Annotated in this window: 16 protein-coding genes and 1 tRNA gene; 6 read left to right on the top strand and 11 right to left on the bottom strand. The window is 65.1% G+C overall.

The features are described from left to right. Nucleotides 1-406: 406 nt before the first annotated feature. The 5 genes from I6F33_RS17625 to I6F33_RS17645 form a co-directional block, all read right to left on the bottom strand. On the bottom strand, nt 407-619 hold the full coding sequence (locus I6F33_RS17625) for a hypothetical protein (RefSeq protein ID WP_036028129.1): 213 nt from the start codon (nt 617-619) through the stop codon (nt 407-409). A gap of 95 nt (nt 620-714) precedes the next feature. Further along, nucleotides 715-1,062, bottom strand: coding sequence for a response regulator (locus I6F33_RS17630; RefSeq protein ID WP_036012559.1), 348 nt, complete (start codon nt 1,060-1,062; stop codon nt 715-717). A gap of 1,190 nt (nt 1,063-2,252) precedes the next feature. After that, nucleotides 2,253-2,328, bottom strand: a tRNA-Lys gene (locus I6F33_RS17635). Nucleotides 2,329-2,643: 315 nt separating this feature from the next. Next, nucleotides 2,644-5,307, bottom strand: coding sequence for a glycosyltransferase (locus I6F33_RS17640; RefSeq protein ID WP_109143693.1), 2,664 nt, complete (start codon nt 5,305-5,307; stop codon nt 2,644-2,646). Between the two features lie 231 nt (nt 5,308-5,538). Beyond that, nucleotides 5,539-6,126, bottom strand: coding sequence for a hypothetical protein (locus tag I6F33_RS17645; RefSeq protein WP_036012549.1), 588 nt, complete (start codon nt 6,124-6,126; stop codon nt 5,539-5,541). Between the two features lie 328 nt (nt 6,127-6,454). Between I6F33_RS17645 and I6F33_RS17650 the strand changes: the two genes are divergently transcribed. Next, a complete protein-coding gene (locus I6F33_RS17650) occupies nt 6,455-8,014 on the top strand; it encodes a beta-(1-6) glucans synthase (RefSeq protein ID WP_225139965.1) in 1,560 nt (519 codons plus the stop codon). Here the strand turns inward: I6F33_RS17650 and I6F33_RS17655 are convergent. Beyond that, the gene (locus I6F33_RS17655) at nt 7,974-8,354 is read right to left on the bottom strand and encodes a hypothetical protein (RefSeq protein WP_036012544.1); all 381 of its coding nucleotides are present in this window, start codon (nt 8,352-8,354) and stop codon (nt 7,974-7,976) included. The two genes, I6F33_RS17650 and I6F33_RS17655, sit on opposite strands and share 41 nt — an antisense overlap. Before the next feature lie 141 nt (nt 8,355-8,495). Between I6F33_RS17655 and I6F33_RS17660 the strand changes: the two genes are divergently transcribed. Next, nucleotides 8,496-8,642: a hypothetical protein gene (locus I6F33_RS17660; protein WP_156447140.1), complete on the top strand. Its 147-nt coding sequence runs from the start codon at nt 8,496-8,498 to the stop codon at nt 8,640-8,642. A gap of 33 nt (nt 8,643-8,675) precedes the next feature. Here the strand turns inward: I6F33_RS17660 and I6F33_RS17665 are convergent, their stop codons facing one another. The 3 genes from I6F33_RS17665 to I6F33_RS17675 form a co-directional block, all read right to left on the bottom strand. Next, nucleotides 8,676-8,831, bottom strand: a complete 156-nt coding sequence (locus tag I6F33_RS17665) for a hypothetical protein (RefSeq protein ID WP_157786023.1) — start codon at nt 8,829-8,831, stop codon at nt 8,676-8,678. 117 nt (nt 8,832-8,948) lie between these two features. After that, nucleotides 8,949-9,389, bottom strand: coding sequence for an MgtC/SapB family protein (locus I6F33_RS17670; protein WP_036012541.1), 441 nt, complete (start codon nt 9,387-9,389; stop codon nt 8,949-8,951). Between the two features lie 133 nt (nt 9,390-9,522). After that, nucleotides 9,523-10,878: a hypothetical protein gene (locus I6F33_RS17675; protein WP_225143500.1), complete on the bottom strand. Its 1,356-nt coding sequence runs from the start codon at nt 10,876-10,878 to the stop codon at nt 9,523-9,525. 174 nt (nt 10,879-11,052) lie between these two features. On the opposite strand from I6F33_RS17675, the gene glmU reads away from it, so the two are divergent. Further along, nucleotides 11,053-12,408 carry a bifunctional UDP-N-acetylglucosamine diphosphorylase/glucosamine-1-phosphate N-acetyltransferase GlmU gene (glmU, locus tag I6F33_RS17680; protein WP_225143502.1) on the top strand — a complete coding sequence of 452 codons (1,356 nt, stop codon included), beginning with the start codon at nt 11,053-11,055 and terminating at the stop codon, nt 12,406-12,408. A gap of 6 nt (nt 12,409-12,414) precedes the next feature. Here the strand turns inward: glmU and I6F33_RS17685 are convergent, their stop codons facing one another. After that, nucleotides 12,415-12,633: a hypothetical protein gene (locus tag I6F33_RS17685; RefSeq protein WP_036012532.1), complete on the bottom strand. Its 219-nt coding sequence runs from the start codon at nt 12,631-12,633 to the stop codon at nt 12,415-12,417. A gap of 221 nt (nt 12,634-12,854) precedes the next feature. Here I6F33_RS17685 and glmS point away from each other — a divergent pair, with 221 nt between their 5' ends. The 3 genes from glmS (at nt 12,855) to I6F33_RS17700 (ending at nt 16,496) form a co-directional block, all read left to right on the top strand. After that, nucleotides 12,855-14,681, top strand: coding sequence for a glutamine--fructose-6-phosphate transaminase (isomerizing) (gene glmS, locus I6F33_RS17690; protein WP_036039717.1), 1,827 nt, complete (start codon nt 12,855-12,857; stop codon nt 14,679-14,681). 83 nt (nt 14,682-14,764) lie between these two features. Then, nucleotides 14,765-15,535, top strand: a complete 771-nt coding sequence (locus I6F33_RS17695; RefSeq protein WP_036012517.1) for a DUF502 domain-containing protein — start codon at nt 14,765-14,767, stop codon at nt 15,533-15,535. A 103-nt stretch (nt 15,536-15,638) separates the two neighbouring features. Continuing rightward, nucleotides 15,639-16,496, top strand: coding sequence for an NAD(P)-dependent oxidoreductase (locus I6F33_RS17700; protein ID WP_225139961.1), 858 nt, complete (start codon nt 15,639-15,641; stop codon nt 16,494-16,496). Nucleotides 16,497-16,656: 160 nt separating this feature from the next. Here I6F33_RS17700 and recG read toward each other — a convergent pair whose 3' ends face one another. Further along, a complete protein-coding gene (gene recG / locus I6F33_RS17705) occupies nt 16,657-18,765 on the bottom strand; it encodes an ATP-dependent DNA helicase RecG (RefSeq protein WP_225143503.1) in 2,109 nt (702 codons plus the stop codon). Nucleotides 18,766-18,873 lie beyond the last annotated feature (108 nt).

The following is an 18,873-nucleotide window of genomic DNA, read 5'->3' on the forward strand; positions in this document are numbered from 1 at the left end:
AGAAGTAGCAATTGTTCAGCTCGCTCCTTGGTCAGATTGGCCGCCATATCGGTCCCGATCAGTGCTGGGCCCCTGCGTTCTCGATCGTAGACCATCCAACCCTTGCCGCCCATGCGAATGAAAAATCGGCTTTGCGACGGAACCTCGTCAGTCAATGAAGCATGCTCCCGATTTGCCCAGCACCTCTCAGGAAGCGGCATTCTTCTTTGTAGCTTCATTCGCATATGTGAATCCTTTCGGGAAAAAGTGGCAACTGGCCGAGTTTTCGTTCACAGTTGAGTGCACTGTCACCGTAGATTGTCAGATCCGGCGGGCGGGCTGCTTGGAACGCCTCGCTTGACTTCACGACCGTGGTCACGCGCCAGCGGTTGTTGAGTTCATGGGGAAGCCAATGATGCGGTGCGCATCAACCGGCGAAGCTCCGGCCTTCCTGCGTCAGCTCGAAGCTCTCGCCATTTGCGCAGAGCAAACCCGCCTCGACCATTTGCTTGGCCAATGACAGGCTGCACACCGGCTGCGAGCCGCCCGGATGATACAGCTGCGCGCCCCGCGCGATCAGGTGCCCATACAGCAGAGCGAGCCGCAGCGGCCTGACCATCCCGGGCGAGACATTTGGCATTCCTGCCAAAGCGTGCGGAAGGCCCTTCGTTCCTGTGTGGAGTCGAACGACTGACAATTGTCAGTCTGCGGAGCATTGACCGCGGCTGGCTGCAGCTAATCGCCCGCGAGCGACTGCATCGCTTCCAAGAGGCGTTCAAGCCCGAACGGCTTCTGGAGCATGATGCTGCCGGACACCGGACGCGGAGCGGCGTGCGTGTAGCCGGTGGCGTAGATCACAGGCATGCGCGGATTGGATTGCCTGCACTGGATGGCGACATCCCAGCCCGTCAGCGAGCCCGCCAACCTGATGTCGGTGAACAAGAGATCGGGTGTGGCTTCGGCACAGAGCTCGAGCGCGCGCTCGCCGCTATCAGCTTCCATCACCTCGTGCCCGTGAGTCTCCAGGATGTCGACCACCACGTCCCGGATCAGGTCTTCGTCTTCGGCTACAAGAACCCGCAAGTCTCCCTCCAGTCGCGCTCTTCGTCCACGACATGAGGACCCATGCGCAGAAAACATAGTGCCGGCTGGTCGGCGCCGCCTCCGCCAACTCGGCCGACGAGCCAGCGAGACTCAAGCTGGAACGGGTGACCTTTGTTCCTGCCCACCTGCTGAGCCGGACGGCATTTCGATTTTTGCTACTTGATTTTATTGGTGAGCGCGCTGGGGCTCGAACCCAGGGCCGGGAGCCTGGATCGGGCAATGAACCAAGAGCATGCGAGGCGACTATTTCACCGACATGGAGCAGGACGACAGCGACGCTGAGGACGATGATCCGGAGGAGGCGAAGCAGCAGCCTCCGGAAATGTGCCCGTGCGCTTGATTCTGCTCATGCCATAGCGGTTGTCTCACGAGTCTCGAAATCGAACGCTGCCGGGCTCGAAATACATGTCCCGGCAGCGTGTCATTCTCAAACTGAGCGCTGAAATCCCAGTTGGCTTCGACTGTGCAACGGACATGCCACAGGCTTGTGACAGGAGCCCGCCGGTTCGCGCTGGCGGGCCTTTGATAGCTTAATAGTAATGGCGCCTTGGGCGGTGATAATAGTCGCCATAACCGTAATATCCCTGCCGGCCCTGCTGAAACTGTGGCGGCACCGTGCCGTTGGGGTAGCACCGACCGTCTCGAATATCGACGTCGGCGCCGTGGCCGCATCGGACGGGATGTCTACCGTAGCCTCCACCGTAACCTCCGCCGCCGCGATGATAGTACTGCCGCGCAGCCTGTTCTTGAGGAGGGAGGGCTCCGTTCGGATAACACATGCCGTCTCGGGCGCTCAGGTCCCAACCGTGGCCGCATGGAGGCGGGTGTCTTGGCACACCATACTGGACCTGCTGGATGGGTGGCTGAACCAGCCCCGGCACGGGCGGGCCCATAAGTAATGCTGCGGCGAGCACGGAAACGATCATCTGAGAATCTCCATGGGGCGCAGCGTGCCTCAGCACGTATGAACCCGCTGTGAATGGCACGGCTCACGTTGGCGGCTTCTTCGCAAAGCCTAGGGTTAGCACCATAACCACTGCCAAGAGAACCCAGCCGACAATATCGATGGCGGTCATGGCTGCACCCGGCGAGTGTGCACACTGTGTGCAGGCCCCAAAAATCCCCTCAACTCGAAGGGCTGAATTTTGGCTCTAGGTGCTTGATTAGCTTGGTGAGCGCGCTGGGGCTCGAACCCAGGACCCCGTGATTAAAAGTCACGTGCTCTACCGGCTGAGCTACGCGCTCCCATGGCCGCTGATGGCTCGAAGAGATCGCCATCGTGTTCGGACATTCGAGAGGCATGTCTTGCCGCTTCGCCTAGAGATCGCGTCGCGGGGAAAACCGGCTGTTTCCGGATCATGCCTTCGGCCCGCGCTGTGTAGGGGGAGTGGCTGCGGAGGTCAATAGTGCGGGTGGTTGCCGAAGATCGCGGCAGGAGCGGGGATTTGCCTGGGCTATCCGTCGCTTAGGCCAAAATTCTCACCTCGATTGGCGGCCGGTCATCCACGCCGGAGACCACGTGATTCCAGGCACGAGGCCGAAGACCGGCGTGGAGCAGGATCAGTTCGTCTCCCGCCGGACCTCGCTCGGCACCGGCTGCGGCGTGCCGGTCGGGTGGGGCAGCGCGACCGGGCGCAGGCCGATCAGCTCGGCGGTGCGGATCGCGCTGTCGCGCCAGAACTGGAACGAGTTGATGCGGCTGAGCTCGAGGATGGCGATGGCGACGGCGGCGAGGAACGGCAGGCTCTGCAGCACCAAGACGCCGGCGAAGATGTAGATCTCGGTGATCTGCTTGTAGCTGTTGGTGGCGATCAGCACGCCGGCGCCGACCAGGAGCAGGGTGCCGATCACGGCTTCCCAGAACGCCTGGAACTCGATCGACATGCGGGACAGGCCGCCTTTGGAGGTGCGGGCGAAGGCGATGTGCTCGGTGATCAGGCCCTGCGCCACCGCGCGCGACACCGTCCATTGCACGCTCATCGCCGCGATCATGGCGCCCAGCATCTGGCCGGGCTTGATGGCGACGCGGGCGCGGTACATCGACAGGAAGTGCACCAGCGAGACGATGAAGGCGCCGACAATCGGCAGCGTCAGGATCTTGTCGGGAATGGCGATGTCGGCGAAGGCGACGATCGGCACCCAGATGAGGTTGAGCAGCGCCACGACCACGCCGAGGCTTTCGGCGCCCAGCCAGTTCAGCCAGCCGAGGCCATATTCGCGCTTCTGGTCGGGCGTCAGCCGGCTTGCGCCGGGCAGGAAGCGGCGCCAGTGCTTCTTGACGATCTGCAGGCCGCCATAGGCCCAGCGGTGCCGCTGCTTCTTGAAGGCCTCGTAGGTGTCCGGCAGCAGGCCTGCGCCGTAGCGGGTATTCGTGTAGTGGGTGGTCCAGCCGAGCTCTTGGATGGCAAGGCCGAGATCTGAGTCCTCGCAGATCGTGTCGCTCGACCAACCACCGGCCATGTCCATCGCGGCGCGGCGGATCAGGCACATCGTGCCGTGCACTATGATGGCGTTGGCCTCGTTGCGCTGGACCATGCCGATGTCGAAGAAGCCGGCATATTCGCCGTTCATGATGTAGTGCATGATCGACAGATCGCCGTCGCGGTGCTCCTGCGGCGCCTGCACGAGGCCGACGCGCGGGTCCGCAAAAGCAGGCACGAGGTCCTTCAGCCAATCGGGCTCGACGACATAGTCGGCATCGAGGATGCCGATGATCTCGGCATCCGCCGCGGTGCGGTCCATCGCAATCCGCAGCGCGCCGGCTTTGAAGCCCTGCACCTTCTCGGCGTTGATGAACTTGAAGCGTTCACCGAGCGCGCGGCAATGGTCCTGGATCGGCTGCCAGAAGGCGGGATCCGGCGTGTTGTTGATGATGACCACGCATTCGTAGTTCGGGTAGTTCAGCCGCGACAGCGCATCCAGCGTCTGCTTCAGCATCTCGACGGGCTCGAAATAAGCGGGGATATGGATCGAGACCTTGGGGCAGTAATCCTCGGGCACGTTCTCGACCGGCTTGTTCTTGGCGATCAGGCGCTGCGGCGGCCGGCCGAAGGCAACCGCGGCGATCTCGTCGATGCGCGCCATCGCGATGAGGACCAGCGGAACAAGGAGGATCATGCCGAGCGTCAGCGCGAAAGCGGAGCCGAACAGGAAGTAGTGGCCGTTCCAATAGGCGAACACGGTCGCGGCCCAGGCGCCGACGCCGTTGGCGGTCGCCGACAGCAGGAAGGCTTGCCTCGCGGTCGCCTTCTCGATCCGCAGGATCGGTAACGACAGCAGCACGCCGACCAGCAGCGCGATGCCCATCAGCTTCCAATAGTCGGGGTTCTCGACCGGGCCGGTCCAGGCGAATTTCGGCTCGCCGCTGGCATTGAGGACGCCCCAATACGGACCGACGCCGCCTTCGAAGAATTTCCAGGGCCGATCGAGGGCTTCGACGATGTTGTAGTCCATGCCGAGCGCTTCGGCGCGGGTGACGAAGTTGCGCAAGGTCAGCGCCTGCTGGAACGGACCTGGATCTGCGTTGCGCAAATTATAGCCTGCGCTCGGCCAGCCGAACTCGGCGATCACGATGCGCTTGCCCGGGAACTGATTGCGCAGGAGGTCGTAGCGGTCCACGGCCTGGTCGACGGCCTGATCCGAACGGAAGTTTTCCCAATAGGGCAGCACGTGCGCGGCGATGAAGTCGACGCTGGAGGCGAGGTCCGGAAAATCGCGCCAGATGTTCCAGATCTCGCCCGTCGTCACGGGAACACGGACCGCGCTCTTGACCTTCTTGATCTTGCTGATGAGGTCCTCGACCTTCATCTCGCCGCGGTAGATCACCTCGTTGCCGACCACGATGCCGATCACGTTGCTGTTCTTGCGGGCGAGCTCGATGGCGGCCTTGATCTCCCGCTCGTTGCGATCCTCGTCCTTGTCGATCCACGCGCCGACCGTGACCTTGAGGCCGAACTCGGCCGCGATCGGCGGCACCAGCTCGCTGCCTTCCGTCGCGGTGTAGGACCGGATCGCTCGCGTGAGGGTCGAGAGCTTCTTCAAGTCCGCGCGAATCTTGTCGGGGTCGACCTTGAGGTCGACGACATGGCCCGGTTCGAACGGCGTATAGGACAGGCTCGGCACCAGGCCCTTGAAGTCCGGCGCAGGTTCCCTGTCGCGCAGGACTCCCCAACTGCCTGCGTGGAGCGCAGACACGAGCAACAGAACGGCGGCGACAACGCGCATCGCGGCTAAACCAATAGGGGCTGAGGTGGCAGGGAAGCGGATCCGACCCCGAGATCCGACCAAGTCCGCGGCAAAGGGAGCATATCTCTGCCGCGCGGTTTCACAACTGTCATGGCCTCATGTCCTTATGAGGGCATGGCCTTTTCGAACGACGCGCGGCAGTGCCAACCGTCTCTATGGCCGGTCGTTCCTGAACGGCAGCTGAAACGACCGGAGCGATTTTGGCTTGGGCTATTTCGCCGGCGTCGGGGACGGGCTTGCCGCAGGCGAGGGGCTCGCGGCCGGCTGCGGCTGCGCATTGGCGGCCGGCGCTGCCGGCTGAGCGGCCGCGGCCGCCGCCTGCTGCGGCTGGGCGGCCGGGTTGATCCAGCACGCGTGCACGCGGCTATCCAGAGTTTCGGCCACCTTGGGGTCGATCTGGCCGCCGAAACGGGTCAGGCAGCGGAACGCGGCCTGGATGTGGCCGCCGGGACAGCCGAAGCGGTCGTAGAGGTCGAGATGACGGAATGCGGTATCGAGGTCGTCCCGCCACATCAGCCGCACCACGCGCCGGCCGAGCCAGACGCATTCGGGATTGCCGGCCGGGCCGTTGATGACCTGGGCGGCTTCTGCGAACTCGTCGGTGCGGCGCTGATTCTGGGCGGCGTCCTTGGCGGCGTCGGCGGGCTGGGCGGCCGCCTTGCCCTGTTCGGGGCCCGGCGGACCGCTCTGGGCGGAAGCGCCGCCAGCACCGGTCAGAACGAGCAGGCAGGAGACGGCCAAGGTGGCGGCGAACTGCCGCAGGACCGCATTTCGTGACTCGAACACCCGTTGCCGCATGAATTCCCCAATGTATCCGCTGGCCGTCCGCGTCAGGAGCCCCGCGGACGCGCTAGCTGATGGCGTCCAAATGGGTCTCCAATGCGGCGGAAAAGTCTTTCGGAGTCCATGACCTGTATTTCGAATTTTGTCCAGCAAAGTCACGATCCTAGATCCCGGTGAACCGGCGCAGGTAAATTCCTTGGGGGCGCAAGGGATCCACCGGGACGTGCCCCCTTGGCAGACGGCGTGCGAGAAGGTAATCGACGGCCCTTCGCGGAGGACGGAACCGATTTCTCTTCGTACGCCACTGGCGCTTCTGCTCGTCTCACTGGGTGCGATCGCTGCCGTGTGGTGGTGGCTTGCCACGCCGATCACGCTCGCGCGCGCCCCGATCGATCCCGCCGACAAGGTTCAATGCGTCTCCTACGCGCCGTTCCGCGGCGAGCAGTCGCCGCTGGACGCATGGACCCATATCGATGCCGACCAGATCGAACAGGACCTGCGCCAGCTCAAGGAGATCACCGACTGCGTCCGCACCTATTCGCTGGAGAACGGGCTCGACCAGGTGCCGGCGATCGCCGCCAAGGTCGGCGGGATGAAGGTGCTGCAGGGCATCTGGCTCTCGAGCAACCGCACCAAGAACTACGAGCAGGCCGGGCTCGCCATTCGCCTCATCAAGCAATTCCCTGACGTCATCACCTCCGTCATCGTCGGCAACGAGGTGCTGCTGCGCGGTGAGATGACGACGGCGGACCTCGTCGCTCTCATCCGCCTGGTGAAGACCCAGGTCGGCGTGCCCGTGACCTATGCCGATGTGTGGGAATATTGGCTGAAGAACCGCGAGGTGTATGACGCCGTCGACTTCGTCACGATTCATATCCTGCCCTATTGGGAGGATTTCCCGATCAGGGCGAAGTTCGCTGCCGCCCATGTCGAACAGATCCGCGAGCGCATGGCGGTGGCGTTTCCCGGTAAGGAGATCCTGATCGGCGAAACCGGCTGGCCGAGCGCGGGCCGCATGCGCGACGGCGCACTGCCCTCGCGCACCAATCAGGCGCGCGTCGTCTCGGAAATCCTCGGCCTTGCGAAGGCGCAGAAGTTCCGCGTCAATCTCATCGAGTCCTACGACCAGCCCTGGAAGCGCAGGCTGGAAGGCACCGTCGGCGGCTATTGGGGCCTCTACGACTCGGTGCGCAGGAGCCTGAAATATCCGCCGGGACAGCCGATCAGCAATTTCCCGTACTGGAAATGGTACATGGGCGCCGGCATGGGGCTTTCCGTGCTGGTGTTCGCTGTCGCGCTGATCACGCTGCGCCGCCGGCCGTGGACACCGCGTTTCCCGGCCTGGCTCGGCGTCGGCATCTCGGCGACGACCGCCGGAATCCTGCTCGGGATCGGCGCCGACAAGATGTACTACGAGAGCTACGGAATCGGCGGCTGGCTGCTCTGGGGCGCGTTGCTGCTGGCCGGCATTCTGTCGCCGATCTTCTGCGCGCAGGCGATGGTGATCGGCCGCAGCCTGCCGACCTTCCTCGACCTGCTCGGCCCGCGCGAGGGCCGGAAATGGTCGAAGCTCACCGCGGTGCTCGGCCTGACGCTGGCGGTGACCGCGGTGATCGCTTCCGCGACCGCGCTCGGCTTCGTGTTCGATCCGCGTTACAAGGATTTTCCTTACGCCGCGCTGACGATGGCTGTGGTGCCGTTTGCGCTTCTGATGCTGAACCGGCCGCAGATCGGCCAGCGTCCGATCGCCGAAGCGGTGTTCGCGGGGGTGCTGGCGCTGTCCGCCGTGTACGTGCTGTTCAACGAAGGTCGCGACAATTGGCAGTCGCTATGGACCTGCGCGATCTATCTGTTGTTCGCGCTCACGCTGTGGCGGGCGCGGGCCGAGCAAAGCCAAGAATAAGCAGGCCGATCGCAAGGCCCGACAGCACGACATTGTAGAGCACGATGCCGAGGCCGGCGGCGATGAGGCCGACGGTCAGCAGCACGATCGACGGCCGCATCAGGTTCAGCGTCGCAACCACCAGCGCCACGATGCCGAACACCGAATTCTTGAACAGCACGGTCGAGACCGAGCGCGACTTGCAGACCAGGGTCTGAAGCCCGGCGTCGCAGGCGAGCGCTACTTGCGAAAACTCGATCGCGAGATAGCGCACGTAGAGCGCGCAGCCGACGGTGACGAATCCGACCACGAGCAGGAACTGCACCTGGTAGGGCGTGAGGCGGAAGGGCTTCTTTGTCATGGCCGCAATATGGTCGGGAAGGCGCGGCCAGGCAACAGGGCAGGCGAGGTTTCTGTTGATCCGCCCGGGCACTCTCCAGGAACACGCGAGCCTCCCGCTGGTTCTCAACATTGTGTTGCCAACACCGCCTAGGAGTGAGGCATGGACAAGCCGACGCAGGAGCAGCTGAGCGAGCTCAAGAGGCTGAGCAAGGAGGCGCGGGTCGAGGATTGGTCGGACATCGTCCAGTCCAAGGACGAGGCGGAGATGCGCATCCGCGATCTGAAGGAGAAGGCGCGCATGGAATAGGTCATCGCCTGCGCCAAGGGCGATCAAGGACGATCAGCTGCGACCTTGCGTGTTCCGGCTCTGCTCCGCCAGCCGGCGCTCGTATTTTTCCGCCAAGGCGAGCAGTCGCTTCCTGATGTGGGGATCGGCCAGCTCGGCCAGTTCGCGGATCAACGCGAGTTGCTCACGCAGAAAGTTCGCGTCCGTCATCTCCGCTCCGAATCAAGTCCGGTGCGGAGTGTGCCGTGTCAGGTTGGTCTCGTTCGTATCATTTGGTACTTGGGCGGAGGCATGAAGCCGCTCACCGGCCATGTGCGACTACCAGACTTACTTCAACCCCAGGCGACGTTCGAGCCAGCTGAGCGCGAACAGCACGAATAACGTGACTGCGATGGCGGCGCCCACCAGCAGCCAGGCGCCCAGCGCGCAGGCGATGCCAAGACCGGCAGCGATCCAGACAGTCGCCGCCGTAGTGAGGCCATGAACCGTCTTGGCCTTGACGTCGTGCAGGATGACGCCCGCACCGATGAAGCCGACGCCGCTCAGCACGCCGGTAACAATGCCTTGGACCACCCTCGAGACTGCATCCGGGTGGTCGCGCAAATTCTGAAACTCGATCACGGAAATCGAGATCAGCGCAGAGCCCAAGGCCACCAGCGCCAGGGTGCGCATGCCCACCGGCTTGTCGTTCATGTCGCGGTCGATGCCGATCACGAGGCCCGTAGCCGCCGCGACGAGTAGCCTCAGCACATCATCCAGTTCGTTCATCAAGACCCGCGTTTCTGGAGGGGCGACGCTTCGCGCACGTCGGACATGGACCTGCGAACTTGCTGCCAAGCGCGGCCGAGGTCCAAGCGTCCGTTGGTCGCATGCTGGCTGCGTGCGCGCCGGGACCGAGGCGTCATTGTCGCCTGAAGAACGACGACAGCGTCGATCCCGCGGACGACGCTGCCGCCTCCGGTTTCGCCGGTGCTGGCGCCGGCTGCGCGGCGGGAGCGGGGGCGGGCTCGTCGCGCTTGGTGCGTTTTGAGGAGTAGCTGCGGCGGCGTTGCGGCTTTTCAGGCTTCGCGCTCGACACAGGCGCCGTTTCGGCTGGAGGGCCAGCGTCCTGGCTCGTCTCCGAACCCTTGTCCGGGACTCTGTCCTGAGTCTTCTCTTGCGTCTTGTCTTGTACCTTGTCCGGACCGCCACGCATCGACAGGCGCTGGCCATCGAACACGGTGGTCTCGCAGTGACGATTGCTCTCGGCGAGACCCGCGCAGAATTTTGCGGCGGCGGCGGCATTGACCAGGGGGCCGGCGCCCAGGCGGAGCTGCATGCCGAGGCCGGTGTTGCCTTCCTTGATCATGATGATCGGCCGCAGCGCTGCGATCTCCGGGTTGGACTTGGTCACGCCGCGCCAGAGCGCGCGCAGGCCGTCGATCGAGTTGGCGCCGCCGAGATCGATCGCAAAGCGCGTCTGCTGAACGGCGATGGCAGGGGATTCGCTCTCGGCTGGCTCTGGCGGCTTGGTTGCTGCCGCCACGATTTCGGCTGCGGCGGGCGCCGGCTCGGCCTTCTGCTCGGCTGTCTCAGGTTGAATCAGTTTCGACGCGGCCGGATCAGGTGGCGCCATGAGCGACTTGGCGGGCACCAGCGGAATGGTCGGCAGCGCCGAAGTCATGGCCGGATTCTGTTGCACGAGCGAGGCGGCGGCCCCGGTCTGCGGCGGCGGGCTCGGCGGCTCCTTCAACGTTTCCTTCTGAGCATCCTTGGCGGCTTCGCTGCGCGGCTTCTCGCTCGTCGCCGTCGGCGTCGAAGCAACCGGCGCGACATTGGGAGCCGCGGGTGCTGCGTCCTGCGGCTTCGCGCCCGGCGGCGGCGCGGCCGCTTGCTTGGCAATGGCGCCGGTGACGGAATCGAGCCCTTGCTCCAGCACGGTGACGCGCGAATACAGCCGGTCGCGGTCGCTGTTCAGCGTCTCGATCGCGGCGGCGAGCCGGCGCGCTTCGTTCTGGCTCTCCTTGGTCAGCAGCTGCAGCCGGTCGGCCTGGCGCACGAGATCGGCGGACGCAACCTGGTCGCGCCGCCAGCCGAGCTGGGCCTGGTTGGCCATCACGGCAATGACGACGGCGCCGACGGCCGCCACGCCCCACGAGCCCAGCCGCCACATCAAGCGCCGGTCGAAGGCGCTTTCCTCGGCCAAAAGTCCGGAGAACAGCCCGCCGGTCTCCTTGGTGGAGAAAGCGTCCGCCAGTGGGTCGGAATCCTTTGCCATGAATGTTAAGCGCCCAGCCCCGTCCGGCTTCCCCGAATCAATCAGGGAACATTAACAGGAAAAGCGCGCCGCACTTGAATTCCGGGCGTTTGCGGGGGTAGCAAGGCGATAGCTTCCGAGGGCGTTGCCGCCCGTCCGCGCCAATTTGATTCGGCCATAGCTGTCAGGATTTCGATGACCGCCCGTTCCAGCCTCACGATCGTGCTCGCCGCCGGCGAAGGCACGCGCATGCGATCGAGCCTGCCGAAGGTGCTGCATCCGGTCGCGCACCGGAGTCTGCTCGCGCATGTGCTCGCCGCCGCACCCAAGGGAACCGGCACCTCGCTCGCGGTGGTGATCGGCCCCGATCATCAGGCGGTCGCCGACGAAGCCAAGCGCATCCGTCCCGACGCGCTGACCTTCGTGCAGGCCGAGCGGCTCGGCACCGCGCATGCGGTACTGGCGGCGCGCGAGGCGATCGCGAGCGGCGCCGACGATGTCCTCATCGCGTTCGGCGACACGCCGCTGATCTCGGCCGAGACCTTTGCGCGGCTGCGTGCGCCGCTCGCCCGCGGCGCAGCCATTGCCGCGCTCGGCTTTCGCGCCGCCGACCCGACCGGCTACGGCCGCTTCATCGTCGAGGGCGACCGCCTGGTTGCGATCCGCGAGCAGGCCGACGCCAGCGCGGACGAGCGCAAGATCGATTTGTGCAATGCCGGCGTGATGGCGATCGACGGCCGCCGTGCGCTCGACATTCTCGGGCACATCGGCAATGCCAATTCCAAGGGCGAATATTATCTGACGGATGCGGTCGAAATCGTCCGCAGGCAGGGATGGGAGTCGGTGGTGATCGAAACCAGCGAAGACGAGGTGCGCGGCATCAACACCAAGGCGCAGCTCGCCGAGGCCGAAGCCGTAATGCAGGCGCGTTTGCGCAAGGCGGCGATGGAGGCCGGCGTCACGCTGATCGCGCCGGAGACGGTGTATCTGTCCACTGACACCGTGTTCGGCAAGGACGTGACGATCGAGCCGTTCGTGGTGATCGGCCCCGGCGTGTCGATCGCGGACGGCGCGGTGATCCACTCGTTCTCGCACATCGTCGAGACGACGCTCGGCAAGAAGGTCTCGATCGGACCCTATGCGCGGCTGCGTCCCGGCACCTCGCTCGGCGACGGCGCGCGCATCGGCAATTTCGTGGAGACCAAGGCGGCGACGCTGGAGGCCGGCGTCAAGGTCAACCATCTCTCCTATATCGGCGACGCCACCGTCGGCGCCAATTCCAACATCGGCGCCGGCACCATCACCTGCAACTACGATGGCTTCAAGAAGCACAAGACGGTGATCGGAAAGGGCGCCTTCGTCGGCACCAACTCCTCGCTGGTCGCCCCGGTGACGATCGGCAATGGTGCCTATATCGGCTCGGGCTCGGTGATCACGAAGGACGTACCCGACGACGCGATGGCGCTGGAGCGGAGCCCGCAGACCATCCGGGAAGGCGGCGCGGCGCGCTATCGCGAGATGAAGACCGGCGGCAAGAAGCCGGAGACGTGAGCGGCGCTATTCTTCGTCGGCGAATTCGGAGAAGATCGCGCGGGTCAGGCGCCAGCCGCGCGGCTTGGCGCGCTTCACCGGCTCGCCTTCGGGATGCTTGATGAAGAGGGGCTTGTTCTCTTTGCCGCGCAGCGGCGGCGGCCAATGCGCAAGGTGCGTGCCCGTGGTCTCGCTGGCGCGCAGATACATTGACGACAGACCCTTGCGGTCGGATGAGCCTTTCATGGCCTGGTTCTCCTGACCGGAATCGTTGGCCAAATGTATTGACAATGAGTTAAGTAGCGCGGTTTAAGGCCGGCCAATTCGACGCAGACGACGCAGCGGTCGCGGGCCCGTGCTGTCTCAATCAGCAATAATTATTGAGTATCTGGTTCCCTGCGATTTTCGCTAAAAACCGGGCGTGTCGTTTAGGCGATTTTTCGACGATTTGGGGGATAGTGATCCGCATGTGCGGGATTGTCGGCATTCTCGGGCGCGAGCCGGTTGCAGAGCAATTGGTGGATTCGCTCAAACGCCTCGAATATCGCGGCTACGATTCCGCGGGCGTGGCCACGCTCGAAGGCAAGCACCTGGAGCGCCGCCGCGCCGAGGGAAAGCTGAAGAATCTGGAGAAGCGGCTGGAGGCCGAGCCGCTCAAGGGTACCACCGGCATCGGTCACACGCGCTGGGCCACCCACGGCAAGCCGACCGTCAACAACGCCCACCCGCACGCGACCGAGCGCGTCGCCGTGGTCCACAACGGCATCATCGAGAATTTCCGCGAGCTGCGCGAGGAGCTCGAAAAGAAGGGCACGGTGTTCCACACCGAGACCGACACCGAGATCGTGCTGCATCTCGTCGACGATTTGCTCACGCGCGGCAATAAGCCCGTGGAAGCGGTGAAGCTGACGCTGGCGCGCCTGCGCGGCGCCTTCGCGCTCGGCTTCATCTTCGCCGGCGACAACGACCTCATGATCGGCGCCCGCAACGGCCCGCCGCTGGCGATCGGCTACGGCGACGGCGAGATGTATCTCGGCTCGGACGCCATCGCGCTCGGCCCGTTCACCGACACGATCAGCTATCTCGAGGACGGCGACTGGGCGGTGCTGACCCGCAAGAGCGCCGCGATCTTCGACAAGGACGGCCATGCCGTCCAGCGCGACAAGATCAGGCACGCCGCCTCGACCTCGCTGGTCGACAAGGCCAATTACCGTCACTTCATGGCCAAGGAGATCCATGAGCAGCCCGAGGTGGTCGGCCACACGCTGGCGCGCTACGTCGATATGGCGACCGAGCGCGTCGCGCTACCGGTCAAGCTGCCGTTCGATTTCAAGAACATCCAGCGCATCAACATCACCGCTTGCGGCACAGCGAGCTATGCCGGGTTCGTCGCCAAATACTGGTTCGAGCGCTTTGCGCGCCTGCCGGTCGAGGTCGACGTCGCCTCCGAATTCCGCTACCGCGAGGCCCCCTTGCGCAAGGGCGACCTCGCCATCTTCATCTCGCAGTCGGGCGAGACCGCCGACACGCTGGCGGCGCTGCGCTATGCCAAGGCCGAGGGCGTGCACACGATCGCGGTCGTCAACGTGCCGACCTCGACGATCGCGCGCGAGAGCGAGACGGTGCTGCAGACGCTGGCGGGACCCGAGATCGGCGTCGCCTCGACCAAGGCGTTCACCTGCCAGCTCATGGTGCTGGCAAACCTTGCGATCGCGGCCGGCAAGGCGCGCGGCGAATTGTCGGACGAGGACGAGACCAAGCTGGTCCACGGGCTCGTCGAGGTTCCGCGCCTGATGGCCGATGCGCTCACGAGCGAGCTCCAGATCGAGAAGCTGGCGCACCGGATCGCCAAGTCGCGCGACGTGCTCTATCTCGGCCGCGGCACCAGCTTCCCGCTGGCGCTCGAAGGCGCGCTCAAGCTGAAGGAGATCTCCTACATCCACGCCGAGGGCTATGCCGCCGGCGAGCTCAAGCACGGCCCCATCGCGCTGATCGACGAGACCATGCCGGTCGTCGTCATCGCACCCCACGACCGCGTGTTCGAGAAGACCGTCTCCAACATGCAGGAGGTCGCCGCGCGCGGCGGCAACATCATTCTGATGACCGATGCCAAGGGCGCGGCGGAGGCGACGGTCGAGTCCCTCGTCACCATCGTCATGCCCGATATGGCAGCAGCCTTCACGCCGATGGTCTATGCTGTCCCGGTGCAGCTGCTCGCCTATCACACGGCCGTCGTGATGGGGACCGACGTCGACCAGCCGCGCAACCTCGCAAAATCGGTGACCGTGGAATAGGCAATCTGGATATCGATCGGCCGCTCTCTTCCAAAACCTGCTAGAAGACCCTAGCTTGTGGTAGCGACCGACCTGGAACCCGAATGACCCCCCGCGACGACGCGCCTGCGCCTCTTGATCCCGTTCCGGAACCGCATACCGGCCTGATGGGCCGTTTCCGCAATTATTTCCTGACCGGCCTCGTGGTGACGGGGCCGATCGCGATCACCCTCTATCTGGTCTGGTGGTTCGTTACCTGGGTCGACGGCGTGGTGCGGCCGTTCGTGCCGCTGGCCTACCGGCCGGAAACCTATCTTCCCTACGTCATTCCCGGCTGGGGACTGATTGTCGCATTCTTCACGCTGACGCTGGTCGGCTTCCTCGCGGCCAATCTGATCGGCCGCACGCTGGTCGATGTCGGCGAGACCTTTCTCGGCCGGATCCCGGCGGTGCGCGCGATCTATCGCGGCCTGAAGCAGGTGTTCGAGACGCTGTTCTCGGGCAAGGGCTCGAGCTTCCGGAAAGTGGGCCTGGTCGAGTTTCCTTCGCCGGGCATGTGGTCGATCGTGCTGATCTCGCAGTCGCCGAACGAGGACATCTCGCGCAGCCTGCCGGGGCAGGAGGAGCACGTGTCGGTGTTCCTGCCGTGCTCGCCGAACCCGACCACGGGCTTCTTCTTCTATGTCCCCAAAAGCAAGATCATCGAGGTCGATCTCACCGCCGAGGACGCCGCGACGCTGATCATGTCGGCCGGCGTGGTGCAGCCGGGCTCGTCGCCCGATCCGAAGAAGGCGGCCGCGCTTGCGGGCATGGCGAATGCTGCGCGGATTGCCAATGCCTCCACGCTCCGGCCCGAGCCTGCGAAGGCGGAGTAGGGCCATTCCGCCGCGGGATGGTCGCGTTCACGCGGGCGCATTCGTCCTCTGTTAGTCTCAGGTCGACCGAACCTGCCGCTCGGAATTCGACCTGGAGTGCACGATGTCCAAAACCATTGCGATCCTCGCCCCCGGCGCCATGGGCAGCGCCGTGGCCCGGCGCCTCAGCGAGAACGGTGCGCGCGTGCTGACGTCGCTCAAGGGGCGGAGCGAGGCGACGCGCAAACGCGCCGCGGACGCCGGAATGGTCGGCGCCGAGGACGATGCGATCGCGGACGCCGACATCATCCTCTCGATCGTGCCGCCGGGCGAAGCCGTCGCGCTGGCCGAACGGCTGGCCGCGCTGATCGTCAGGCGCGAGAAGAAGCCGGTCGTGGTCGATTGCAACGCCGTCAATGTCGATACCGTGCAAAGAATTGAGGAGATCATCGGGTCGGCGCAGGCGCCGTTCGTCGATGCCGGCATCATCGGCTTTCCGCCGCAGCCAGGTGGCAAGAGCCCGGCCTTCTACATGTCGGGCGAGCATGCCAAGGACGTTGCCGTGCTTGGGGATCTCGGCCTCGACGTGCGGATCGTCGAAGGCCCGGTCGGCGCGGCCTCGGCGTTGAAAATGTCCTATGCCGGCATCGTCAAGGGCCTCGCCGGCATCGGATCGGCGATGGTGATCGCAGCCACGAAGGCGGGCGCGGCCGATGCACTGCGCGACGAGCTCGCGCTGAGCCAGCCCGCCATCTTGGCGCGGCTCGAAGTCGCGCTGCCCGACATGATCCCGAAGGCCTATCGCTGGGTCGCCGAGATGCGGGAGATTTCAGGATTCCTCGGGCCCGATCATCCGGCCAGCCAGATCTACGAGGGCTTTGCGCGGTGGTTCGAGCATCTGGCGGAGGATGCGAAGGGGGAGGCTGTGGATGCGGGATTGATGAAGACCTTCGCGGCGAGCATCGCGCGGAAGAAGGCCTGATCGCGCGCATTCTCGCTCTCTCAACACGTCATTGCGAGCGCAGCGAAGCAATCCAGGCTGCCTCCGCGGGAAGATTCTGGATTGCTTCGCTGCGCTCGCAATGACGTGGAGGTTCCGGTGCCTTTGCGTCTGTCACGAATCTTGCGGCACTGCCTCAAAGTTAGCCCGCTCCGATCAGCGGAATCGCCTCGTCGCGCTCATAGAGATACAGCAGGCACCGCAGCGCTTCGCCGCGTTCGCCCTTCAGCTTCGGATCCTCCTTGAGGATTCGCAGCGCCTCGTCTCTTGCCTGGGCGATCAACTGGCCATGCACCTCCGGGCGCGCGATGCGGTAGCCGGGCAGGCCGCTCTGGCGCACGCCCAGCACGTCGCCTTCGCCGCGCAGCTTCAGGTCTTCCTCGGCGATGCGGAAGCCGTCGGTGGTCTCGCGGATCACTTTCAGCCGCGCCTTCGACATCTCGCCGAGCGGCTCGCCATAGAGCAGGATGCAGGTCGATGCTTCGGAGCCGCGCCCGATGCGGCCGCGGAGCTGGTGGAGCTGGGCAAGACCGAAACGCTCGGCGTTCTCGATCACCATGATGGTGGCGGCCGGAACGTCGACGCCGACCTCGACCACGGTGGTCGCGACCAGCAGGCCGATGTCGTGCGCGGCGAACTGGGCCATGACGCGGTCCTTCTCGGTGCCCTTCATCTGGCCGTGGACGAGGCCGACGCGATCGCCGAAGCGCTTTTGCAGGGTCTCGAAACGCTTGGTGGCGTTGGTGAGATGCTCGGTGCCCTCAGCCTCGGACTCCTCGACCAGCGGGCAGATCCAGTAGACCAGCTTGCCGGCTTCGAGCGCACGGCCGACGCCTTCCATGACCTCGCCGATGCGGCTCATCGGCACGGCGCGGGTATCGATGGGCTGGCGGCCGGCCGGCTTTTCGCGCAGCTCGGAGATGTCCATATCGCCGAAATAGGTCAGCACCAGCGTGCGCGGGATCGGCGTTGCGCTCAGCACCAGCACGTCGACAGCCTCGCCCTTGGACGTCAGCGCGAGGCGCTCGCGCACGCCGAAACGGTGCTGCTCGTCGACGATGGCGAGCGCGAGATCCCTGAACACGACATCGTCCTGGATCAGCGCATGGGTGCCGACGAGCAGGTCGATCCCGCCCTCGGCGAGCTCAGTGATGATCTCGCGCCGCTCCTTGCCCTTCTCGCGGCCGGTGAGGATCGCGACCCGCAATCCCGCGCGCTCGGCGAGCGGAGCGATGGTCTTGATGTGCTGGCGCGCCAGGATCTCGGTCGGGGCCATCAACGCGGCCTGCTTGCCGACCTCGGCGACCGCGGCGGCCGCGAGCAGCGCCACCACGGTCTTGCCGGAGCCGACGTCACCTTGCAGCAGGCGCAGCATGCGCAGCGGCTGCTTGAGGTCTTCGGCAATCGCCGCCGCAGCGTTGCGCTGTGACGGTGTGAGCGCGTAAGGAAGGGCACCGATGATCTTGTTGCGCAGATGCCCGTCGCCGGCATTGCGCACGCCCGCAGGACGGCGCAGCTGCGCGCGGATCAGGGCGAGCGCGAGCTGGCCGGCCAAGAGCTCGTCGAAGGCGAGGCGCGACCAGAACGGCCGGTCGGGCAAGATGTCGGTCAGCTCGACCGGCTGGTGCACGCGATTGAGCGCCTCCGCGATCGGCGGGAAGTCACATCGGCGCAGCACCTCCGGGCTGATCCATTCCGGCAGCGCGGGAAGCTTTTGCAGCGCCTGCGCGATCGCGCGGCGGAGCGAGCCGAGCGCGAGCCCTTCCGTCAGCGGATAGACCGGGTCGATCCCTGACAGCTTCGAGATCGCCTCCTCGTCGAGCACGCGATCGGGATGCACGATCTGCGGGATGCCGTCGTACATTTGCAGCGTGCCGGAGACGAAGCGCTTCTCGCCGACCGGCAAGAGCTTCTCGACAAAGCCCGGCTTGGCGCGGAAGAAGGTCAGCACCACGTCGCCGGTATCGTCGCTGGCGTAGACCAGATACGGCGCGCGCGAATTGCGCGGCGGCGGCGGGCGGTGACGATCGACGGTGACCTCCAGCGTCACCATGGTTCCAACGGCCGCGTCGCGGATCTTCGGCCGGGCCCGGCGGTCGATCACCTGGCTCGGCAGATGCAAGAGCAGATCGACCAGCCGCGGCGTCTCGCTGCGGCTGAGCAGGTACTGCAACAGCTTGTCCTGCTTCGGACCGACGCCGGACAGGCTGGTCACGGGAGCAAACAGCGGATTGAGCAGGCTGGGGCGCATTCGGGGAATCTAAGATCGTTCCTCGCCGTCATGCCCGGCTTTATGCCGGGCATCCACGGCTTTTTTTCCGCGCGACGTGGATGGCCGGGACATAGGCGAGCGGAAGCG

It is taken from the genome of Bradyrhizobium sp. BRP20, assembly GCF_020194215.1.
Classification (GTDB): domain Bacteria; phylum Pseudomonadota; class Alphaproteobacteria; order Rhizobiales; family Xanthobacteraceae; genus Bradyrhizobium; species Bradyrhizobium yuanmingense.